Annotated in this window: 14 protein-coding genes; 12 read left to right on the top strand and 2 right to left on the bottom strand. The window is 36.1% G+C overall.

The window, feature by feature from the left end:
• Nucleotides 1-66: 66 nt before the first annotated feature.
• Together BMF77_RS00125 and BMF77_RS00130 are read right to left on the bottom strand one after the other, a co-directional pair.
• Nucleotides 67-3,426 (bottom strand): Eco57I restriction-modification methylase domain-containing protein, encoded by a 3,360-nt coding sequence (locus tag BMF77_RS00125; protein ID WP_246863037.1) that lies wholly within the window; start codon nt 3,424-3,426, stop codon nt 67-69.
• Between the two features lie 694 nt (nt 3,427-4,120).
• Nucleotides 4,121-5,503 carry a response regulator gene (locus tag BMF77_RS00130; protein ID WP_148759678.1) on the bottom strand — a complete coding sequence of 461 codons (1,383 nt, stop codon included), beginning with the start codon at nt 5,501-5,503 and terminating at the stop codon, nt 4,121-4,123.
• Between the two features lie 753 nt (nt 5,504-6,256).
• On the opposite strand from BMF77_RS00130, the gene BMF77_RS00135 reads away from it, so the two are divergent.
• From BMF77_RS00135 to BMF77_RS00190, 12 genes are all read left to right on the top strand, one after another.
• Entirely contained in the window at nt 6,257-6,931 is a 675-nt protein-coding gene (locus BMF77_RS00135; RefSeq protein WP_148759680.1) for a VWA domain-containing protein, read from the top strand.
• A gap of 53 nt (nt 6,932-6,984) precedes the next feature.
• A complete protein-coding gene (locus tag BMF77_RS00140) occupies nt 6,985-7,767 on the top strand; it encodes a PP2C family serine/threonine-protein phosphatase (RefSeq protein WP_015077999.1) in 783 nt (260 codons plus the stop codon).
• A 511-nt stretch (nt 7,768-8,278) separates the two neighbouring features.
• Nucleotides 8,279-10,471 (top strand): tetratricopeptide repeat protein, encoded by a 2,193-nt coding sequence (locus tag BMF77_RS00145; RefSeq protein WP_148759682.1) that lies wholly within the window; start codon nt 8,279-8,281, stop codon nt 10,469-10,471.
• A gap of 243 nt (nt 10,472-10,714) precedes the next feature.
• Nucleotides 10,715-11,491 carry a glucose-1-phosphate cytidylyltransferase gene (gene rfbF / locus BMF77_RS00150; RefSeq protein WP_148759684.1) on the top strand — a complete coding sequence of 259 codons (777 nt, stop codon included), beginning with the start codon at nt 10,715-10,717 and terminating at the stop codon, nt 11,489-11,491.
• A gap of 27 nt (nt 11,492-11,518) precedes the next feature.
• Nucleotides 11,519-12,733 carry an L-2-hydroxyglutarate oxidase gene (gene lhgO / locus BMF77_RS00155; RefSeq protein WP_148759686.1) on the top strand — a complete coding sequence of 405 codons (1,215 nt, stop codon included), beginning with the start codon at nt 11,519-11,521 and terminating at the stop codon, nt 12,731-12,733.
• Between the two features lie 317 nt (nt 12,734-13,050).
• On the top strand, nt 13,051-14,088 hold the full coding sequence (locus BMF77_RS00160; RefSeq protein ID WP_148759688.1) for an NAD(P)-dependent oxidoreductase: 1,038 nt from the start codon (nt 13,051-13,053) through the stop codon (nt 14,086-14,088).
• A gap of 227 nt (nt 14,089-14,315) precedes the next feature.
• On the top strand, nt 14,316-15,266 hold the full coding sequence (locus BMF77_RS00165; protein WP_148759690.1) for a glycosyltransferase family 2 protein: 951 nt from the start codon (nt 14,316-14,318) through the stop codon (nt 15,264-15,266).
• Nucleotides 15,267-15,299: 33 nt separating this feature from the next.
• On the top strand, nt 15,300-16,313 hold the full coding sequence (locus BMF77_RS00170; RefSeq protein WP_148759692.1) for a glycosyltransferase family 2 protein: 1,014 nt from the start codon (nt 15,300-15,302) through the stop codon (nt 16,311-16,313).
• 50 nt (nt 16,314-16,363) lie between these two features.
• Nucleotides 16,364-17,200 carry a phytanoyl-CoA dioxygenase gene (locus tag BMF77_RS00175; protein WP_371735165.1) on the top strand — a complete coding sequence of 279 codons (837 nt, stop codon included), beginning with the start codon at nt 16,364-16,366 and terminating at the stop codon, nt 17,198-17,200.
• Between the two features lie 136 nt (nt 17,201-17,336).
• Nucleotides 17,337-17,882 (top strand): dTDP-4-dehydrorhamnose 3,5-epimerase, encoded by a 546-nt coding sequence (gene rfbC / locus BMF77_RS00180; protein ID WP_148759694.1) that lies wholly within the window; start codon nt 17,337-17,339, stop codon nt 17,880-17,882.
• A gap of 2 nt (nt 17,883-17,884) precedes the next feature.
• Nucleotides 17,885-19,198: an NAD(P)H-dependent oxidoreductase gene (locus tag BMF77_RS00185; RefSeq protein WP_148759696.1), complete on the top strand. Its 1,314-nt coding sequence runs from the start codon at nt 17,885-17,887 to the stop codon at nt 19,196-19,198.
• Between the two features lie 450 nt (nt 19,199-19,648).
• The gene (locus tag BMF77_RS00190; RefSeq protein WP_148759698.1) at nt 19,649-20,746 is read left to right on the top strand and encodes a glycosyltransferase; all 1,098 of its coding nucleotides are present in this window, start codon (nt 19,649-19,651) and stop codon (nt 20,744-20,746) included.
• Nucleotides 20,747-20,749: the final 3 nt, after the last annotated feature.

A 20,749-nucleotide genomic window follows, 5' to 3' on the forward strand; every position in this document is an offset into this window, starting at 1 on the left:
GGTTTAAGCTTTATCTTTTAGATACCCGACTTCTTCGAGAAGTCGGGTATCTGGGATTTGTGGTGTTTACCCTTCTATAATTTTAATCTCTTCTGCTGTTAGTTCGTAAAGTTGATAAACTAGCTGATCTATTTCTGTTTCTAATGCGGTTGTATCTGCTTTTGGATCTGATTTTTTAGCGGTGAGAATTTTATCAACTATGTGGATAAAAGGAACTTGATCTTTTGTAGAAAGTGGATAAAAGGGTAACATTCCTAAATGAAATGCTTTCACTTCTGCTAATGCTTCTCCCTTTTCTGGATTGATACTAGTATAAACAAAATCAATTAATTTTGAGTTTAAAATACTTAGCAGATATTTAAGGTTAAATGTATCATCTTTTTTGAGAACAATATGTACATTATTTCTTAGAATAAATCCAGATTCAATAAAAGTTCCAATTATTTGATCACTGGTTTGTCTAAAAATAAGTTTTTCTTTAGCTTTAAATATTGATTCTTCTCTAGGTGCTGCTAACCATTTACCATAACTAATCCAAAAGTTGTCATCCCATAAAATCACATATTTATGAAAATAACGTCCACCAATTAAGGGTTGAAAAGTTTCGTTTAATTTAGTTTCAGCAGTATAAGGTTTTTCATCTAATATTTTTTTTGTCTGTGGTGGATAACCTTTACCAACTTCATAAGGTTTTACACCATTTCTAATATCAAAATAGTCTTTTATTAGTAAAGATTTTGAATATATCTTATCTGATAAAAATAATTGATTCTCATCAAGTAAAAAATTAAAAAATTGCTGTTTTGATAAGGTATTTTTTGATAAAATATTCACAAATTCAATTATATTCCTATTTCTCAACTGTATTTTTACATCATATTCTGCTATTTTACTATTTTGCATCAAGATAATATCACAATCTACTGTGGCTTCATCAAATATTTTCGTTTTAAATTGATCTATACATAAAAACCGAAACTCTCTAATTAAACTTTGTCTAAACTGCTGTGCTGCATCAATTAATTTCCAAGTATTAGGTATTATGTAACAAAGATTTCCATGAGGTTTTAAAATATCCTTTAAACCTAATAAGCAAAATATAAAATAGCTATCTTTTAGTGAATTATTTATACCTAAACACCCATATTTATTCATCACTAAAGCTAATTCTGATTTTGAAGGAAATACGCCATAAGGAGGATTACCAATTACCACATCAAAACCGACAAAAACACCCTCATTATTCAAAACTTCAGGAAACTCAAAACGCCATTCCAGCGCATTTTCATATATTTTACCACCTTCTATATCCTCAATCTCAACCCGTAACTTATCAATCTCATTATTTAACTTAGAGATTTTTTTCTCCCGCGTCTTTTTCTCAGCTTTCGTTTCCTCAAATAACAAAATTTGATTCTCTAAATTAAAAAGTTCACCCTCTAACTTTCTTAACTTAGTTTTATTTGGATCACTTCCTTGTAACGTTGTTTTAAAATTACCTTTAATATCATTAATCAATCTTTCCATTTCCCGCTTTTGCTCTTTATTTTCAGCATTGCGATAAGTTTGAACAGCATTTCTATAAGTTTCTATACTGCATTTATTTCTATTTAAAGCTTGTCGCAAATCAGCATCTAAAGAAAAACGACTAATTAAAGAATTACCACATTTAATATTAATATCAATATTGGGTAAAGTTTCCAATTCTCCTATATTCCCCTCTCCTCCCAGGAGAGGGGTTAGGGGTGAGGTCTTGTAATAAGCATTTTTCAACAGTTCAATCCATAACCGCAACCGACATATTTTCACAGAATTGGGATTTATATCTACACCAAATAAACAGTTTTCAATAATCGTTTGTTTTTCATGAAATAGCGTTTCTTGAACTCTTTGACTTTCCTTGCTTTTAGGATTGTACTCAAATAATAACTTTTCATCATCAATCACAATCAATTCATCATTGACAACTTCAATATCATACTCTTTTAATCTTTTACCTTCCCTATCAAGTAAAATCTTCAATTCGCTTTTAATCGCAATAATTTCATTCAAAGCCGAAACTAAAAAATGTCCTGAACCCACAGCAGGATCACATATTTTCAAACTATTGATAATTCTATTAGCGTCTTTTTTATCTTCTATCTTTTCATATAAATCATCAATATTTTCACAATTCCAACCTTTAACTTCATTAAACTTCTGTACAACCGCTCTTCTAATTGTTTCCCGACACATATACATAGTAATGAAACCGGGAGTAAAGAAAGAACCATCTTTATAACCGTTAATTTTCTCGAAAATCAAACCCAGTACAGACGCATTAATTAACCTTTTATTCTCTTCTTGAATTTCTTCCCCGCTTTCACTACTAAAATCATAAGCATTGAGAAATTCAAAGAGATATTCTAAAGCATTAATTTCACCAATGCGTTTTTTTCCGTTGTTGTCTTTTAAGACAGTCGCGGGAAAAATTTCTAGTTTCTCATTTCTAAGATTGTTAATAAAAATGGTGAATTGTTCCATATCTGTTGGTTCAAATAAAGAACTATTTAAATAAGGAACATGAGAAAATATCTTTTTTACAGTTTCGTTTCTTTCGTTTTGTTTACGAGCTAATACATTAAAGAAAAGACTGTTAAGATCATGATAATTTTGGACTTTCTCTAAATTCAAGAATCCGAAAGACGGATCATTTTTATGATATTTGATTAATTGCGCTTCTAATAACTTCAGAAACAGGATTCTATTTACCCAAGTAATTGCTAATTCTAACCCAACGTTAAAAATTTGTTCTTGAGAAGTTTCTCCAAATCGTTCTGGCTTTTCTATGCGAGAAATTTTATCTAAACTATCAAGTTGGACAATTGCATTTTCAATCAGTGAACCTGGATTTCTCTCATTTTCCTTTTTGCGTTGAATGAGTTTTTTACCACCTTCCTTAGTTTCAGTTAACCCGATAATATGTAATAATTCGCTGTAAAATCCTTTATCAAGAGTATTGCTATCATTAGAAAAAGGTAATTTTAATAAATGTGATGGTGAAAATAACTTAAACAGTGGGATTAATTTATGATCATGGGGATTTTCACCAGGTTGTAAATATTCCTGACATTCTCGAATATCAAAATATGTAAAAGGAATTTGATCTTGAATTTCCGCAATAGCAGGTTGAGCAATTTCCTTATAAAAGAAATCCGTTTTTTTACTTGTTAATCTTCCCTCTGCAAAATCTGTAAATTGCTTAACCAGGGTTTTATTTTCAATAAATGCTTTATCAAAACTATTTGCATCAAAAATAAACCATTCATAAATATTAGTAACTATTAAATATTTAACTTCTATATTTTTCTCTATCAGACGTTCCCGCAGAAAATATAAAACCAATTCTTGAAAAGCTTTAGTATTCAAATTATCAACTTTCAGCATTTCACCTTTATTGGTAGGTTTTTTAGCTTCCAGAATTACACCAACACTACTTTTAGCATCTTTGCCATTATGAATAACAAAATCATTGCGTCCCTTAGTATTAATGAAATGATTTGTGCTATAATATGTGTTCTTTAAAAAATCACCAATCAGATTTTTATGAAACTCTTCAGATTCAACTTCATTAATTTTCTCAATGAGACTTTGCAGATTCTTTTTAAAATGCTCAATATCATTTCTATTGGGTTTAACCTTGAGAAAGGCTTTATTTAATGATTCTCTGGGTTGTAGTTTATGGAAAGTCATTTATTTTAAATCTTTAATCAATTTATATTGTCCGTTGGGTTGACGCAAGGATACCCAACAAAATACAGGCTTTTAGTTAAGCCCAAAAATTAAACATAGCATTAGCCAATTCTATCTCTAATAGTAGCACAAAAAGTCAAGGGGTATTAATCAATCCTGTAAAAACCTATTTCCGTTAACTTATTGACAACATTCTCAATAATCTTGAGAATAGAGAGAGATATTCTCAATAAACATCAACTTTACCAATTTTGTAAAAATGTTCATTTAAAAAACTTATACTTCTAAAATAACGGTTGGTTGCTTGGGTTGAGACAAGGAAGCACAAAATTTAAGTTCAAAATCAAGTCAGGGTAAAGCGCAATGCTAAACCCCTACTTTGCTATCATTATGCCAAGTGCATAAAAATCATTTTTAGCAATTCAGCGCGAGTAAAGGGTTTAGTTAAATATCCCGAAGCACCGACAAATCTCGCTTTTACCTTATCTATAATTCCCTTATTGCTAGTCACAAAAATAATGGGAATATTTTTAAACAGGGAATTATTGCGGATAATCCGACATAGTTCATAACCATCAATTCCTGCCATATTTAAATCCAGTAAAATCAGATCCGGCTTATGTCGAATAATTGACATAACTGCTTTTACTGGTTCATTAATAGTTACCAAAGTAAAATTCTCATCTTCTAAATAACGGCTGATTTCCTTGAGAATTGTGGGACTATCATCTACAGAGATAATTTTGTAAGTCTTTTGTGTAGTTCTCGGATTGACTTTTACTTTTTGGGAATCAGCATCTATGTTACTATCAACAGTTTCGGGTTGTAAATCATCTGGAGGTAAATCAGCAATGTCTGTTACTAGCTGTTGAACCGCAACATTATTTTCAGAAATAATTAAAGTTTCTGGAGGAGGATCTTTGCTTAGTGCTACATCGGAAATAAATAATTTTTCCTTCACCGATTCTGTGCTATCTTCAGAAAATGGTAATAGACTGCCATTTGTTTTTGGTAATTTATCAAATGGAGGATCTGGCTCATGTAATACTATCGAACCCTTGACAATATAGGGGTATAAACTTAAAGCTAGTTGCAATTCATCCTGATTCATGATAATCGCTAGATGACGCAAGCTAAAACCCTTCATCCAATTAGTGATATTCTCTTTTAGTGGTGGTAATCTTTTATCCTGAAATTTGCTACTAACTAACAAATATGGACGCTGATAGGGAGAAGAGATATATCTACCAAGATATCGCCAATTTTGTAACTGATTTTGACATTCTTCGATGATAGTATTGATATCTAACTGACAAATTTTTGTCAAATCATGGATTGGTTCTGCTAATTCATAAGTACCTGTTTTAATGAGGATAAACCATTCAATTACCTCTTTAACTAATTCTTGAATAAGTAATGTTGCTTGAGTAGGCAGAAGATGTTGTTCAGTGACAAGCCAGTTAATCGCTTCGTATTCTGGAGGTTGGTTTGGGAAGTGATCATGATCTTCAGCTTCAAACACCAAGCGCATTTGTACGCGCACTTCATTATCTACGAGCGGGATTTGTTGATGGAGACGACGCATTTGTCGTTCTAATCTATCAAAAGGTTCTACGGAATGAGTCGCATAGATAATTTTTCCTTTTTCTATATATATCAACCAAGATACAGAGTTACTAAATGCTTGTAAACAGGTAGTTTCATAACAGTTGCTTAATTGTCTTAATAAACCTGCGGGAGGTAGTTTGGTAAATGTGCCAGTATTTTTCATATTTTTACAATTTTTTGGGCGGATACATCAATATAGTATGGGAAAAGATTAAATATCAGGCTGTAATATGATATCACTGGAAAATATAGTCATGATCACACACAAGTTATTAAATTATGAATATCAACGAAAAACATTTTCTAAAAATTCTCCTACCTAGCGATCTTGAATGTAACAAGTTTTGTAGTTTTTCGTGCTAATTCTTGAGCATTTGCTTAGATAAAAATCTCCTGCTTGTCAGATTTTTCAGCTATTTGATCTTGATAAATCACATAGTAATCCGAGCAAGAATGCTGAGATCTTTCGGATAATTTAAATTCATCAACCGTCAGAATGATATTCGTCCTGTTTGGGGATTTAAAAATAATGAATTTATTTACCTGAAGACAGACGAAATCTCACATAGAATCTTTAAAAATTTATGGAGGTAAATGTATATGTTGATTATAGCACTCAGCTATTGGACAAGAGCAAGAATAGCAAAGAAGAGAAAGTATTCATTTCCTGGAAATTACACCCAGGAAATTAGTTGTAATTCCCTCTGAGTGAGGTTATTCATACTTGAATTATGCAACACTTAGTTATGAGGAGTTGGAGAGATATTTGGCAAATTTACCGCAAATCAATATCTTTACTGAAAAACTCAAGTATTTTCGACAAAATACCATAATTTTAGTCATACTAGCGCTAGAAACTATATACTTTGAGTAAAAGGAAAATAAGACTTTGGATTATAACATAACACAAAAAGTTATGATTGATACGTTTAATCTTGACGAAGTTGTAGAATTTGCGGAAAATCCCGAACCCCGTTGCCCATGCGTGCTATTGCTAGATACCTCCGGCTCAATGCAGGGGGAACGAATCGAAGCTTTAAATCAAGGTTTGTTGAGTTTAAAGGATGAACTGGTAAAAAATTCTCTAGCATCCAGAAGAGTGGAAGTGGCAATTATCACCTTTGATAGTAGTGTAAATGTCGTGCAGGACTTTGTAACTGCTGATCAATTCAATCCGCCAATTCTCACAGCCCAGGGTTTAACCATCATGGGTTCAGCAATTCATAAAGCATTAGATATTATTCAAGAGCGTAAATCCCAATATCGAAATAATGGTATTGCTTACTACCGTCCCTGGGTATTTATGATTACCGATGGTGAACCCCAAGGTGAACTAGATCATGTTGTCGAACAAGCATCCCAAAGACTGCAAGGAGATGAATCTAATAAGCGGGTGGCCTTCTTTACTGTGGGGGTAGACAATGCGAACATGAGCAGATTAAGTCAAATCGCTGTGCGGAGTCCACTCAAGCTAAAAGGATTAAATTTTATTGAGATGTTTGTATGGCTGTCCGCAAGTATGTCAGCGGTATCCCATTCTCAAGTAGATGAACAGGTAGCACTACCACCAATTGGGTGGGGATCTGTTTAGATGAAAATTACAGCTTGTTGTTTAAACTGAACTAGCTGTGGAAAACAAATTATATGAATACATCAAAACAGATTTCTCAATGGCGCATAGTAGCTGCATCTGTATGTGGAACTAGTCACTCAAAAAACCAGCAACTTTGTCAGGATGCTCACCATTGGCAACTATTAGCCAATAATGTGTTGGTAATAGCAGCAGCAGATGGTGCGGGTTCTGCTAAACTAGGAAAGGTGGGATCAATGATTGCTGTAGAAACGGCAATAGAGCATCTTTCTCGCCAAGAGATTACCAGTAATACCCTGGCTAATAATGATTTTTTGGGTTATTTGCTAACTGATGCTATGTTAGCAGCCCGTAAAGCCATAGAAATTGAGGCGGATATTTGTCACAATCAACCTCATGATTTAGCAACTACCTTAATTGTCATGATTGCTACACCAGAAATTGTGGCTGTGGGGCAGGTTGGTGATGGTTTAGCTGTAGCTAAAAATAGTATGGGTAATCTGATAGCCTTAACCATCCCCAGCAACGGTGAATATATCAATCAAACGACCTTTTTAACATCTCCCGATGCCTTAGAGACAGCACAACTGAAAATATGGCGGGAAGAGATAGTTAATGTTGGTGTGCTTACCGATGGGTTACAGATGTTAGCTTTAAATATGATTGTTGGTGAACCTCATAAACCTTTCTTTTTACCTTTATTCGAGTTTGTAGCTAACGCTGAAGATAGAATATTAGCCAAAGAACATCTAATGAGATTTTTAAGCTCTGATAAAATTACTCAGCGGACTGATGATGATTTGACTTTAGTTCTAGCTGCATTTATTAACTCATGAGTTATGGTAATCAGGAATTATTTGCAGGTTGGTGGATAACTCCTACCTCCTCACCAAATAGAACGAAAGGCACGGAAGCCACTTGGCAATAGATGCGTGGAGGAAGTGCCAACGGCGAATTTATTCGCGGTGACATGATAGAATTAATTAGCAAGTAGGAATAACCATCAGCGCAAAGAAGTGTTTTATTAAGGAGAAACCCCTGATTTATCTCGTCTCGGCATAGCTGTAGCCTGGGTAAACAAGCAATGGTAAACCATGGAGCGTTTAACATTAAAAATTGATGGACTCACAAAAGCAGCAAAAAAAACAAAAGTAAGCGTAATTGCAATACCTGTCGTACTGGTAGTTGCCTTGAGCGTCTAGGAGGATAATTGACTATCCTTTTTAAGCAGGTCTTAAAGAATCTGCGTGTCTTTAGACCGCAGAGTGTCAAACCAGCTAAAGCCATCCTCTTGAGTTGCTGAACTTTTGACTGATTCCAATTACTTCACATAACCTTAATTCTGCCATGCAGGTACTACGTCGTTTTCCCAACCCGGAAATTCTCAACCTCTCTGTCAGTGTGGGACATGGTGGTGAAGCTTGTATCTATGCAGTGCCATTGGATGACAATCTAGTGGCGAAAATCTATCACAAACCAACTATCTCCTATGCCCAAAAACTGCGGGCAATGCTGGCTAATCCTCCTGTTAATCCGACGGACAATTTAGGGCATATTGCCATTGCTTGGCCACAGGAGTTGTTGCAAGCAGCAGATAGTAGCGGTAAGATTGTGGGCTTTATTATGCCCCGGATTCGGGGAATGCGGCCAATTATGGATTTTTATAATCCGGGGATTCGCCGACAACATTGCCCATTGTTTAATTATCAGTATTTATTACGGACTGCCCGTAACCTAGCCTCGGCTTTTGCGGCTTTGCACGCCAGCGGATACTGTATTGGTGATGTGAATGAGTCAAATATTCTGGTTAGTGATACGGCATTGGTGACATTGGTAGATACAGATTCGTTCCAAGTGACCGAACCATTAGAAAATCTGGTCTATCGTTGTTCTGTGGGTAAGGCTGAGTATACTCCGCCAGAATTACAGAATAAAACTTTTGCTGATTATGACCGCGAAAATTATCATGATTTATTTGGGTTGGCTGTACTGATTTTCCAATTGTTAATGGAAGGAACTCACCCATTTTCTGGGATATTTCAAGGTGGGATAGAACCTCCAACCTACCAGGGGAGGATACTTTCTGGGCATTTTACCTATAGTCAAAAGAAACAAGTCCCCTATTTGCCCACTCCGATTTCCCCTGGTTGGGATCTGCTTCATCCCAGCTTACAGGATTTATTTGTGCGTTGTTTTGAAGATGGTCATGACAATCCCCGGTTACGTCCTAATGCTCAAACTTGGTTATCGGCATTAGCGGCAGTGGAGGAAAGTTTGCTGACTTGTGCGGCTAATCCTCAGCATCTTTATCATAATCATTTAGATAAATGTCCTTGGTGTGAGAGGACTAGACGATTAGGTGGAAGAGATCCGTTTCCGTCACTCGTAGCGATCGCTTCTAAACAACATCTGCAACCACGCCAAAAACCTCAGTCTAAACGTCGCTATGTTCCGACTCCACGGATTACTCAGCCATTAAAATCAAATTATCCGGTCTATCATTGGCAACCCATAAACCAGCAGTTTTATCATGTTCCGTCTCGGAAAAAGTTAAACCCCAAGGTATACGGTTTCATTGTTGGGGTGATGGGATTGGGTCTTTTGGGTTATTTGGACGTAATGATTAAATTTACCCGTCCTTTTGTTTCCCAAAATCCTTATACTCAACAAAGTTTGATGTCTCGTGCTGCTAATCAAACTCCTGATTTACCAAAGCTTTCTTTTACGGATTATTATCAGCGTGGTCATACTGCTTATCAACGGCAAGACTATGAACAGGCAGTGGTCAACTTTACCCAAGCTATTGAAAAGAATCCCCAGTCTGCTAAAAGCTATATAGATTTGGCTAATTCCCAGTACAATTTAAATAATTATGAAGCTGCATTAGCTAATTATAACCAAGCTTTGAAGTTAGATCCTCAAGAAGTTAAAGCTTATGTAAATCGCGGTAATGCTTATTATATGCTTGCTAACTATAGTAGTGACCCTAACAGAGAATATAAACAAGCAATCGCGGATTTTAATGCTGCCATCAATATAAATAAAAATGATGCTGAGGCTTATATCAGAAGGGGTGTTGTGCGATTTGAAATCAATAAATACATCAATAATTCTTTTCACGAATACGAAAAATCAATTGCCGATTTTACTGAAGCCATTAAACTCAATTCATCAAAAGTAGATGCTTATTTTCAACGGGGTTCGGTTCGCTATCAAATGGCTCAATATAGCACTAATTATGCAGCAGAATATAAACAAGCGATCGCCGATTTTACTGAAGCAATTAAACTCAATTCCCGGTTGGCTAAAATTTATCTAAAACGTGGTATGGCCTACTATGAACTAGCACAATATGGAGAAGGTATAGCTGATAAAAATCATGTTCAAGCAGTTGCGGATTTAGAAGCAGCCGCTAAAGTTTCTTTAGAAGAAAATGATATGGATAATTATCAACAGTCCCTCAGTAGCATTTGTATTGTTGTCGCTAATAAATGTGACAGTTTATTATCTAACTCAACCCTACTTGGACAAAGTAATTGATATAAAAGGAGTTCAGGAGTATGACTAACGCCATACTCCTGACTTCTGCTATAAATATTTTACAGATAAAATATCTTAATTTACTTATTCTTTATAATTTTCTAGAAAATAATAGTTAAATTATGTTTATCTACCCAATAAAGAGAAAGAAAAAAGTATCCAAGTTCTCTGCCATCATTGTGCATTCTCTTCATTTCCATTAGTTGAAATTATCACCCACCTGCAAATTTTTGAGGTAACTACATGAAAGCAGTGATTTTAGCAGGAGGTCTGGGTACAAGGTTAAGTGAAGAAACCAGTATCAGACCCAAACCCATGGTTGAAGTTGGTGGTAAGCCAATTCTCTGGCACATAATGAAGACTTACTCTGCTCACGGTATTCATGATTTCATTATTTGTTGCGGTTACAAAGGGTACGTTATTAAAGAATACTTTGCTAACTATTTTTTACATATGTCAGACGTGACATTTGATATGCGATTTAATCAAATGAATGTCCATTCTGGATATGCTGAACCCTGGCGCGTCACCTTAGTAAATACAGGTGATACTACAATGACAGGTGGGCGGTTAAAGCAAGTTCGTGAACATATTGGGAATGAAACCTTTTGCTTTACCTATGGTGATGGTGTCAGTAATATCAATATTACAGAATTAATTAAATTCCATCAAGAACAAAAGACATTAGCAACACTCAGCGCAGTGCAACCAGCAGGAAGATTTGGCGCAATTTCTTTAGGACAAGAACAAACTAAAATTACCAGTTTTCAGGAAAAACCTGAAGGTGATGGTGCTTGGATTAATGGGGGCTATTTTGTTCTAGAACCACAAGTAATTGATTTTATTGCTGATACTTCAACTGTGTGGGAGAAAGAACCATTAGAAAAGTTAGCTAATTTAGAACAGTTATCGGCTTACAAACATGATGGTTTTTGGCAACCCATGGACACATTAAGAGATAAAAACTATCTTGAAGACCTTTGGAAAAGTGGTAAAGCTCCTTGGCAAGTTTGGGAATAGAAATTTTGGATTTAGGAAAAATTACTAATGTATGATTTTGCGATTATTGGTGGGGGAATAGTTGGACTTTCCACCGCCATGGCTTTAGGAGAACGTTATGCAAATGCCAAAATACTAGTCTTAGAAAAAGAGAGTGAATGGGCATTTCATCAAACTGGTAATAATAGCGGTGTAATTCATTCGGGAATTTACTATAAACCAGGAAGTTTTAAGGCGAAATTCTCCCGGGATGGCAGCCGTTCCATGGTAGAATTTTGCCAAAAGTATGATATTGATCATGATGTTTGTGGCAAGGTAATTGTTGCCACTAATGAACAAGAATTACCCCGCTTAGAAAATCTCTACACCCGCGGTTTAGAAAACGGTATTCCTGTTAAAAGAATTAGTCCTCAAGAAGTCAAAGAAGTTGAACCTCATGTTAGTTGTGTAGGTGGAATTCGGGTATTTAGTACAGGAATTGTTAATTACAAACAAGTTTGTTTAAAATACGCGGAATTAATTCGCAATCAAGGGGGAGATTTACGTCTCAATACCCAAGTTGTGAAAATTACCCGCAGTGGCAAAAATCAGGTATTAGAAACTAACAAGGGCAGTTTTGAAACTCGATTTGTGATTAATTGTGCCGGATTACATAGCGATCGCATTGCAAAATTAGGTAAGGCAAACCCCCAAGCCAAAATAGTTCCCTTTCGCGGCGAATATTACGAACTTACCCCCGCAAAACGCTATCTGGTCAAAACTCTCATTTATCCAGTTCCTAACCCAGATTTCCCCTTTCTCGGTGTGCATTTCACCCGGATGATTGATAACACAGTTCACGCAGGACCAAATGCAGTTCTCAGTCTCAAACGTGAAGGTTATAAAAAAACCGACTTTGATTTTAGAGATTTTGCCGAAGTGATCACCTATCCCGGTTTTTGGAAATTAGCAGCAAAACACGCTGACGAAGGGATTCAAGAAATCATTCGTTCCTTTAGTAAAGCAGCATTTGTCAAAAGTCTGCAAACACTAATTCCCGAAGTCCAAGCAGAAGATGTAATTCCTACTCATGCAGGAGTTCGCGCTCAAGCATTAATGAATAATGGTGCGCTTGTTGATGACTTTTTAATCATTGCAGGTGAGAACTCTATTCATGTTTGCAATGCACCTTCACCCGCTGCAACTTCTTCTTTGGAAATTGGTAAAGCTATAGTTAAGCAAATACCAGAACCTACTCATTTGCACAGTTTAGCATCTTTGTAGAATGAACTAAGTAGGTTAGCATTGAAAATCGTCGTTATGGCACTAGGCAAGAGGCAATACTTCGACTTCGCTCAGTAACCAGAGGCAAGAGTGAAGAGGGTTTGGGCGATTTTACTTTTCGTTACATATTACTCTTCGAGAAGCCGCTTCGCGTCTACGGTTTTTTTCCGTTCACCTACTTACATTTTTTTATCGGGCTTCGCCTCGCTTCGCTAACACGCAGAGACGCAAAGGCGCTCCAGAGGAAGAAAAGAGAATTTTATCTGCGGATTTTTCAAGCAACAAAATATTTTCACACATCAAAAATTTTAACAATCATGAAGATTTTAGTAACTGGAACGGAAGGTTATCTTGGTTCTTTATTGCCTTCTTTATTAATGCAAAGAGGACATGAAGTTCTTGGTGTTGATACTGGTTTTTATAAGGTTGGTTGGCTATATAATGGCACTAACTTAACAGCTAAAACCCTCAATAAAGATATTCGTGATATCAATCCCGAAGATTTAGAAGGTGTAGAAGCTATTGTTCACATGGCGGAATTATCTAATGATCCGACTGGACAATTATCTCCTACCATTACTTATGATATTAATCATTTAGGTTCAGTTCGTCTAGCTAATTTGGCAAAATCAGTAGGTGTCCGTCGCTTTGTTTATATGTCTTCTTGTAGTGTTTACGGTGTGGCTAGTGAAGGTGATATTACAGAATCATCACCAGTTAATCCACAAACAGCTTACGCCGAATGTAAAACATTAGTAGAAAGAGATGTTCAACCATTAGCTGATGATGATTTCTCTCCTACTTTCATGCGGAATGCTACTGCTTTTGGTGCTTCTCCCAGAATGCGATTTGATATTGTTTTAAACAACTTGACTGGCTTGGCTTGGACTACCAAAGAAATTAAAATGACCAGTGACGGTACACCGTGGCGGCCATTAGTTCACGCTTTAGATATTTGTAAAGCTATTGTTTGTGCTTTGGAAGCACCCAGAGATATTATTCACAATCAAATCTTTAACGTTGGTGATACAGCGAATAATTATCGAGTTAAAGAAATAGCAGAAATCGTTGCTGATGTCTTTCCCGGTTGTCAATTATCTTTTGGTACTAACGGTTCAGATAATCGCAGCTATCGAGTATCTTTTGAAAAGATTAACACTATTCTTCCCGGATTCAAGTGTGATTGGAATGCTCAACTTGGGGCTGGACAATTATTTAGTTTGTTCAAGCAAATTGATATGAATGAAGATACTTTCTTGTCTAGAGGATTCACCCGCTTAAAACAATTAGAGTATCTAATTCGCACAGAACAAATTGACAAAGATTTTTTCTGGAATAAGCAGGAAAATTATTAATTTCTTCCGAAAAGATCGTAGGTTGGGTTGAGCGACAGCAAAACCCAACATGATTAATAATTTTGTTGGGTGTTGGGTAACATACGTCAACCCAACCTACATTTTCTTAACCGAACATTATTGCATCAAGGTGGATTAAATTGAATTTTATTAATTCAAGATATTCGATTTAAAAGCCTCTTTTAAATTTATACCAAGTAATATCCTTGTACCAAGATTATCGTATTATGCAAAAGTTACTAACTATTGCTATTCCTACATACAATCGTGCTGCATTGCTAGATAAACAACTGGCTTGGTTAGCAATAGCAATTAAAGGTTTTGAATTGGAATGTGAAATTATTATTTCTGATAATTGCTCAACAGATAATACACCAGGAGTCGTCAAAAAATGGCAATCTGTTTTTAGTAATACTGTATTTATAGCGAATAGAAATCGGGAAGATATAGGGTTAATGCCGAATATTGCTTTTTGTCTTCAAGCTGCTGGTAGTAAATATGTTTGGACTGTGGGTGATGATGATCCAATTCAGGAAAGAACCCTAGCTCATGTCGTAACTACAATTAAAAGAAATCCCAGTTTATCACTGATGTTTCTTAACTGTTGTGGACGTGATCACAAAACAAATCAAGTTTTGGTAAAACACTGGTTTCCTAGTGATAGTGATGAAATAATCACTAATAGTAAACCTGTATTTGAACAGTATTTACAGAGTAGTTTTGGTGGGGTACTATTCATGACGGCTACCATTTATAAAACTGAACTAGTTCAGCAAGCTTTACAACAGTGGACTACTTCTTGTAAAAATTTGGCATCCCAAGCATATTGGACTGGATTTTGTGCGGCTCATGGAAATGTAATTGTCACTCAAGATAATTATTTGGAATGCACAATGCACGCTAGTTCCTTAGAAGAAAATCCTCGCTGGTCATTAATGATGCGATATGTTTATATCCCAGAGGTTTATCTGAAGTTGTTAAACTTAGGATATTCTCCTCAATTTTGCCAACGGATGATTCTAGAAAATATTTTCAAACTGAGTGATTGGAAAATATTACTAGGTGCTTTTAGAAGATGGCCAGTTCTAGCCACAAATATTATAATTACCTACTTGCAATTGCTAGGAAAATTTATCTATCAACTGAATTTCAATCAGAAAAAATCAGATATAGCTTGATGAAGATTCTCAAATTTTTTTCTATCAAAAACCATGAACAAACTCCTAACTATTGCTATTCCTACTTACAATCGAGCCGATTTACTAGATAAACAATTAACTTGGTTATCTCAGGCTATTAAAGGATTTGAAACAGAATGTGAAATTTTAGTTTCTGATAACTGTTCTACGGATCATACTCAATCTATCATTAATAAATGGAAGAATCTTCTCCAAGATATCACATTCAAATCAAATAAAAATCCTGAAAACATAGGCGTAATGCGAAATATTTTTCATTGCCTAAGTTCTGCCACAACCAAGTATGTTTGGACAATTGGTGATGATGATCCCATTCAAGAAAGAGCAGTCGCTTATGTGATGGATAAAATTAAAAATATTGATAATTTATCATTATTGTTTTTGAATTTTTCTGGTCGAAATCAAATTACTGGTGAAGCAGTACATCCACCAAAAATAGTTGGTAATCGCTGGTTTGATGCGGATACTGAAGATGGTAAAGGTGATGGTAAAGCAATATTTGAACATTGTTTTACTAAAAGTGTAGGAGCAGTAATTTTTCTAACTGCTACAGTATATCGTGCTGATTTAATTAAACGCGCTCTCCAAATTTGGCCAACTGCTAGTAATAATTGGATATCTTTAGCATATTTAGCCGGTTATTGTGCTGCTAATGGCAAAGTAATTGTCACTAAAGATGTCTATTTAGAATGTATTGTTGGTGTGAGTTATTGGCAAAAACAACCAAAGGCTGCACTTTTAATGCAATACCAACATATACCTGAAGTTATTTTAAAACTTGAGCAAGTTGGTTATTCTAAAGCATATTGTTGTCGGATGCTTTTACAAAATTACCATGAAGTAGACCTGAAAGTTTTTTTAGGAGCGATGAGAAGATGGCCTGTATCGGCTATTAAGACAGTAATTCCTTTTTTAGGTTTAGCTAGTGTGGCCGTATTGGAATTAATACCAATGAGAGAATTTAAAGTAGCAGAAACAGAAATGGAGAGAGCAACGACTTCAGAAGTCAGAAACTATAAGGGATAAATCAGCAATTGTTTGGACAAAATAAGTTTTGATTGGGAGGTATTTGGATTGTGATTAATAAAGTTGCAGAAAAAATCTCAGTCTTAAAAGATGAGTTAGCTTATCGAGTATCACTTTGGCATCATGGTAAAAATTTACCTGCTATTAGTGCAAAAGATCAATTGATTGTTGATACCCTAAAAACATCAGGTGTTTATATCACGTCTTTGGAAGATTTAGGTTTTTCATCTACTGCTAAAATGTTAGCTACTGCTAATAGTTGTACTGATAGGATGGTAAATCCTAGAGATATCCATGCAGGATATAAGTTACCGCAAATTTATACGGTTACAGATTTACCAGAATTCTTTAATTGGGGAATTGAAACCCGATTACAAAACATCATTGAACATTATATAGGTTTACCTATTGCTTTTCATGGTGTTCATGTGCGGAAAGACTTTCCTAATAAAAAACAACTGGAAACTTTACTATGGCATAAAGATTCTGAAGATAGACGCATGATTAAAGTCATTATCTATCTAAATGATGTGACTGAAGAACATGGACCATTTGAATACATTCCCCTACCGACTAATGCTTTAGATCAGGTTAAAAATTATCAAGTTGATTATGAATTATGGCGTGTTAATTTTTTGGGAATTAACGATGATAAAATGATGAAAGTCATTCCTAAATCAACTTGGAAATCATGTCCTGGTAAAGCTGGAACTGTGATTTTTGCAGATGTAAGAAATATTTTCCATCATGGGACTGTGAGAAACCAAGAGCGGTCAACACTATTTTTTACATACACAGCTAACTCTCCTAAACGACCTGAACTTTGTACACAATATTATGATGATACCTTTCCCAAAATAAGTCAACAATTAGGATTAAAGGTATAAACCTGAAATGCAAGAATTGAAATCTTGTAAGGGCGAAGCATTCGGACATAAAATTAATGGTTTTGACGATAGGTTATCACCCGAATGCTTCGCCCCTACGATTCTGTTATGCTCAATAAAACTTTCCTAAATAACCATGATTTTTACCTCTACTAAACTTGCTGGTGCTTTCATTATTGACTTAGAAGAAAAGCCTGATTCTCGCGGTTTTTTTGCTCGAACTTTCTGCGCTGATGAATTTCTAGCTCATGGTTTAAAACCAACAGTTGCCCAATGTAATCTTTCTTTTAATCATAAAAAAGGCACATTGCGAGGAATGCACTATCAAACTCTTCCCGCAGCGGAAACAAAATTAATTCGCTGCACTCAAGGAGCTATTTATGATGTGATTGTGGATATGCGTCCTGAATCTCCCACTTATCTAGCGCATATTGGTGTAGAACTGAGTGCAGAAAATCGTCGCGCTCTTTATGTCCCAGAAATGTTTGCTCATGGTTATCAAGCTTTAACAGATGGTGCAGAAGTTGTCTATCAAGTGGGTGAATTTTACACTCCTGGATATGAACGAGGTTTACGTTATGATGACCCAATTTTAGAAATTTCTTGGCCATTGAATGCAACGGAAATGTCTGATAAAGATCGCAATTGGCCTTTACTAGAATCTATTTTAATAGGAGTTTAATCATGATTATTGTTGATAAAGCTTTACAAGCACGGGCTGCATTAGGTAAACCAGTCAAAGTGGCCATGATTGGCGCTGGTTTTATGGGTCGAGGCATTGCTAATCAAATTATCAATTCTGTGCCAGGAATGGAGTTGGTGGCTATTTCTAATCGGCATATTGATTCAGCTAAACGAGCTTATTTAGAAGCAGGAATTGAGGATATCAAGATTGTTGCTAATTTAGCCGATTTAGAAAAGGCGATCTCTGAAAATAAATATGCAGTCACCGAAGATGCTATGCTCTTGTGTGAAGCGGATGGCATAGATGCAATCATTGAAGTGACGGGAACAATTGAATACGCGGCTCATTTGGTGATGTGTGCGATCGCTCATTACAAGCATATCATCCTCATGAATGCCGAACTAGATGGCACAATTGGTCCCATCCTCAAGGTCCATGCAGACCGCGCTGGAGTCGTCCTGAGTGCCTGTGACGGCGACCAACCAGGGGTAGAAATGAACCTGTATCGCTTTGTCAAAAGCATCGGTTTAAAACCCCTCCTGTGCGGTAATATCAAAGGTTTACAAGACCCCTACCGCAACCCCACCACCCAAGCCGGTTTTGCCCAACGCTGGGGACAAAATCCCGCCATGGTAACAAGCTTTGCCGATGGTACAAAAATCTCCTTTGAGCAAGCCATAGTCGCCAACGGCACAGGCATGAAAGTAGCCAAGCGGGGGATGTTGGGATATGACTACAGCGGTCATGTGGATGAAATGACCAAAATGTATGACATTGACCAACTGCAAGAATTAGGCGGTATCGTTGATTACGTAGTTGGCACTAAACCCGGTCCAGGAGTATTCGTATTTGCCACCCACGATGACCCCAAACAACGTCATTACCTCAACCTTTATAAACTCGGTGAAGGCCCCCTCTACAGTTTCTACACCCCCTATCACCTATGCCATTTTGAAGTTCCCCTCTCCGTAGCTCGGGCTGTCCTCTTCCATGATGCTGTGCTTGCACCAATAGCAGGTCCCGTTGTTGATGTCGTCACCACTGCCAAAATTGATCTCACAGCCGGAGAAACCCTTGATGGTATTGGTTATTACATGACCTATGGACAATGTGAAAATTCCCCCATTGTGCAACAAGAAAACCTACTCCCCATGGGTCTGGCTGAAGGATGTCGCTTAAAGCGCGATATTCCTAAAGATCAAGTCCTCACTTATGATGACGTGGAACTACCTGAAGGCAGACTTTGCGATCAATTACGCGCTGAACAAACCGTTTACTTTGCTCCTGCGAAAACTTTAGCACTCACAAAATAATTTTGGCTCTTGAGTACATAATCTGCAAAATTTGAACAAAGAAATCTCATAAAGCTTGCTGTGCCGAAGAAATAAGCCATATTTTTGAATATTATGGCAAAATTTTTTCTCTTTGCCCTGTTCCCAGTTAAGAGTTAAGAGTTCCCTATTACCGACTGGTAAATTAGCATAACAAGTACCTAAGAGCCATAATTTTCAAATCAGCAACAAGATAATTCAGAGGTTTCCTGATATTTTCATTTAACCTCTGAATTTACATATATACAACAGATAACAGAGATTATTTTCATAATCTTGTGAGGTTTTGCATGATTCAAGCTCATATTAAACTAGATAAATTAATTGATAAAAAATAAGTGATAAAACCTAGTAATGCAACATGAGAAATTAAATTCCTAGAGAATAAATATTAAAGCCAATTGTCAATTACCAAGTCGTAGGGAATCCGGTATGAAAATAGCTCTCGTCCATGATTACTTAACTCAACGCGGTGGAGCAGAGCGCGTATTTGAATTACTGTGTAAACGCTATCCCGATGCTGACATTTTCACCTCATTATACGACCCGCAGAAAAGTATTGATTTAGGTGAACGAATTATCAATACCACATTTTTGCAAAAAATTCCTGGTGCAACCAAATATTTTCGGATGTTAGCTCCTTTGTATTTTCCTGCATTTCGTTCCTTGGATCTCCAAGATTATGACCTAATTATCAGCAGTAGCACCAGTTTTGCCAAAGCAGTACGGAAAAAACCTGAAGCTAGACATATTTGTTTTTGCCATAATGTTACCCGCTTTTTATGGGACACAGAAACATATTTACGGGAATACGGAGATTATAGATACTTTGCTCCTCTCATCGAAAGAGTTTTTCAAATGATGAGAAATGTAGACCTGAAATATGCTCAAGAACCCGATCTCTACATTGCTAACTCTAGCATTGTTGCCCAGCGAATTCAAAAAATTTATCACAAACAAGCCATTGCCATTAACTATCCAATTGATACTAGCAACTTTGTTTTTTCCGATACCAAAGAAGAATATTACTTGGCATCGGCGCGGATGATAAGTTATAAACGTCTTGATATAATAGTCGAAGCTTTTAATTGGTTAGGCTGGAACTTATTAATATCAGGTGATGGACCAGAACAAGAAAGATTAAAAGCCCACGCATTACCAAATATCCAATTTCTTGGTCATGTTAGTGATAGAGAACGTAAAGACTTATTTTCTAAAGCTAAGTCAATTATTGTTGCAGCTTTAGAAGATTATGGATTAGTTCCAGTCGAGGCAAACGCTAGTGGTACACCAGTTATTGCCTATGGAGCAGGTGGAGTCTTAGATACTCAAATACCAGGGAAAACTGGGGTGTTTTTCAAAAGACAAACACCATGCTCTTTACAAGCAGCAATACTCGAAGCTGGAGGAATAGCTTGGGATTACGAAACTATCCGTAATCATGCTGTTAGCAATTTCTCAGAACAGTCATTCTTTAGTAAAGTTGAGCAAGTTATTGGTAAAACTAGTAGTTCGTCAAATTTATTTTGACGG

This window comes from Dolichospermum sp. UHCC 0315A, assembly GCF_008121535.1.
Classification (GTDB): domain Bacteria; phylum Cyanobacteriota; class Cyanobacteriia; order Cyanobacteriales; family Nostocaceae; genus Dolichospermum; species Dolichospermum lemmermannii.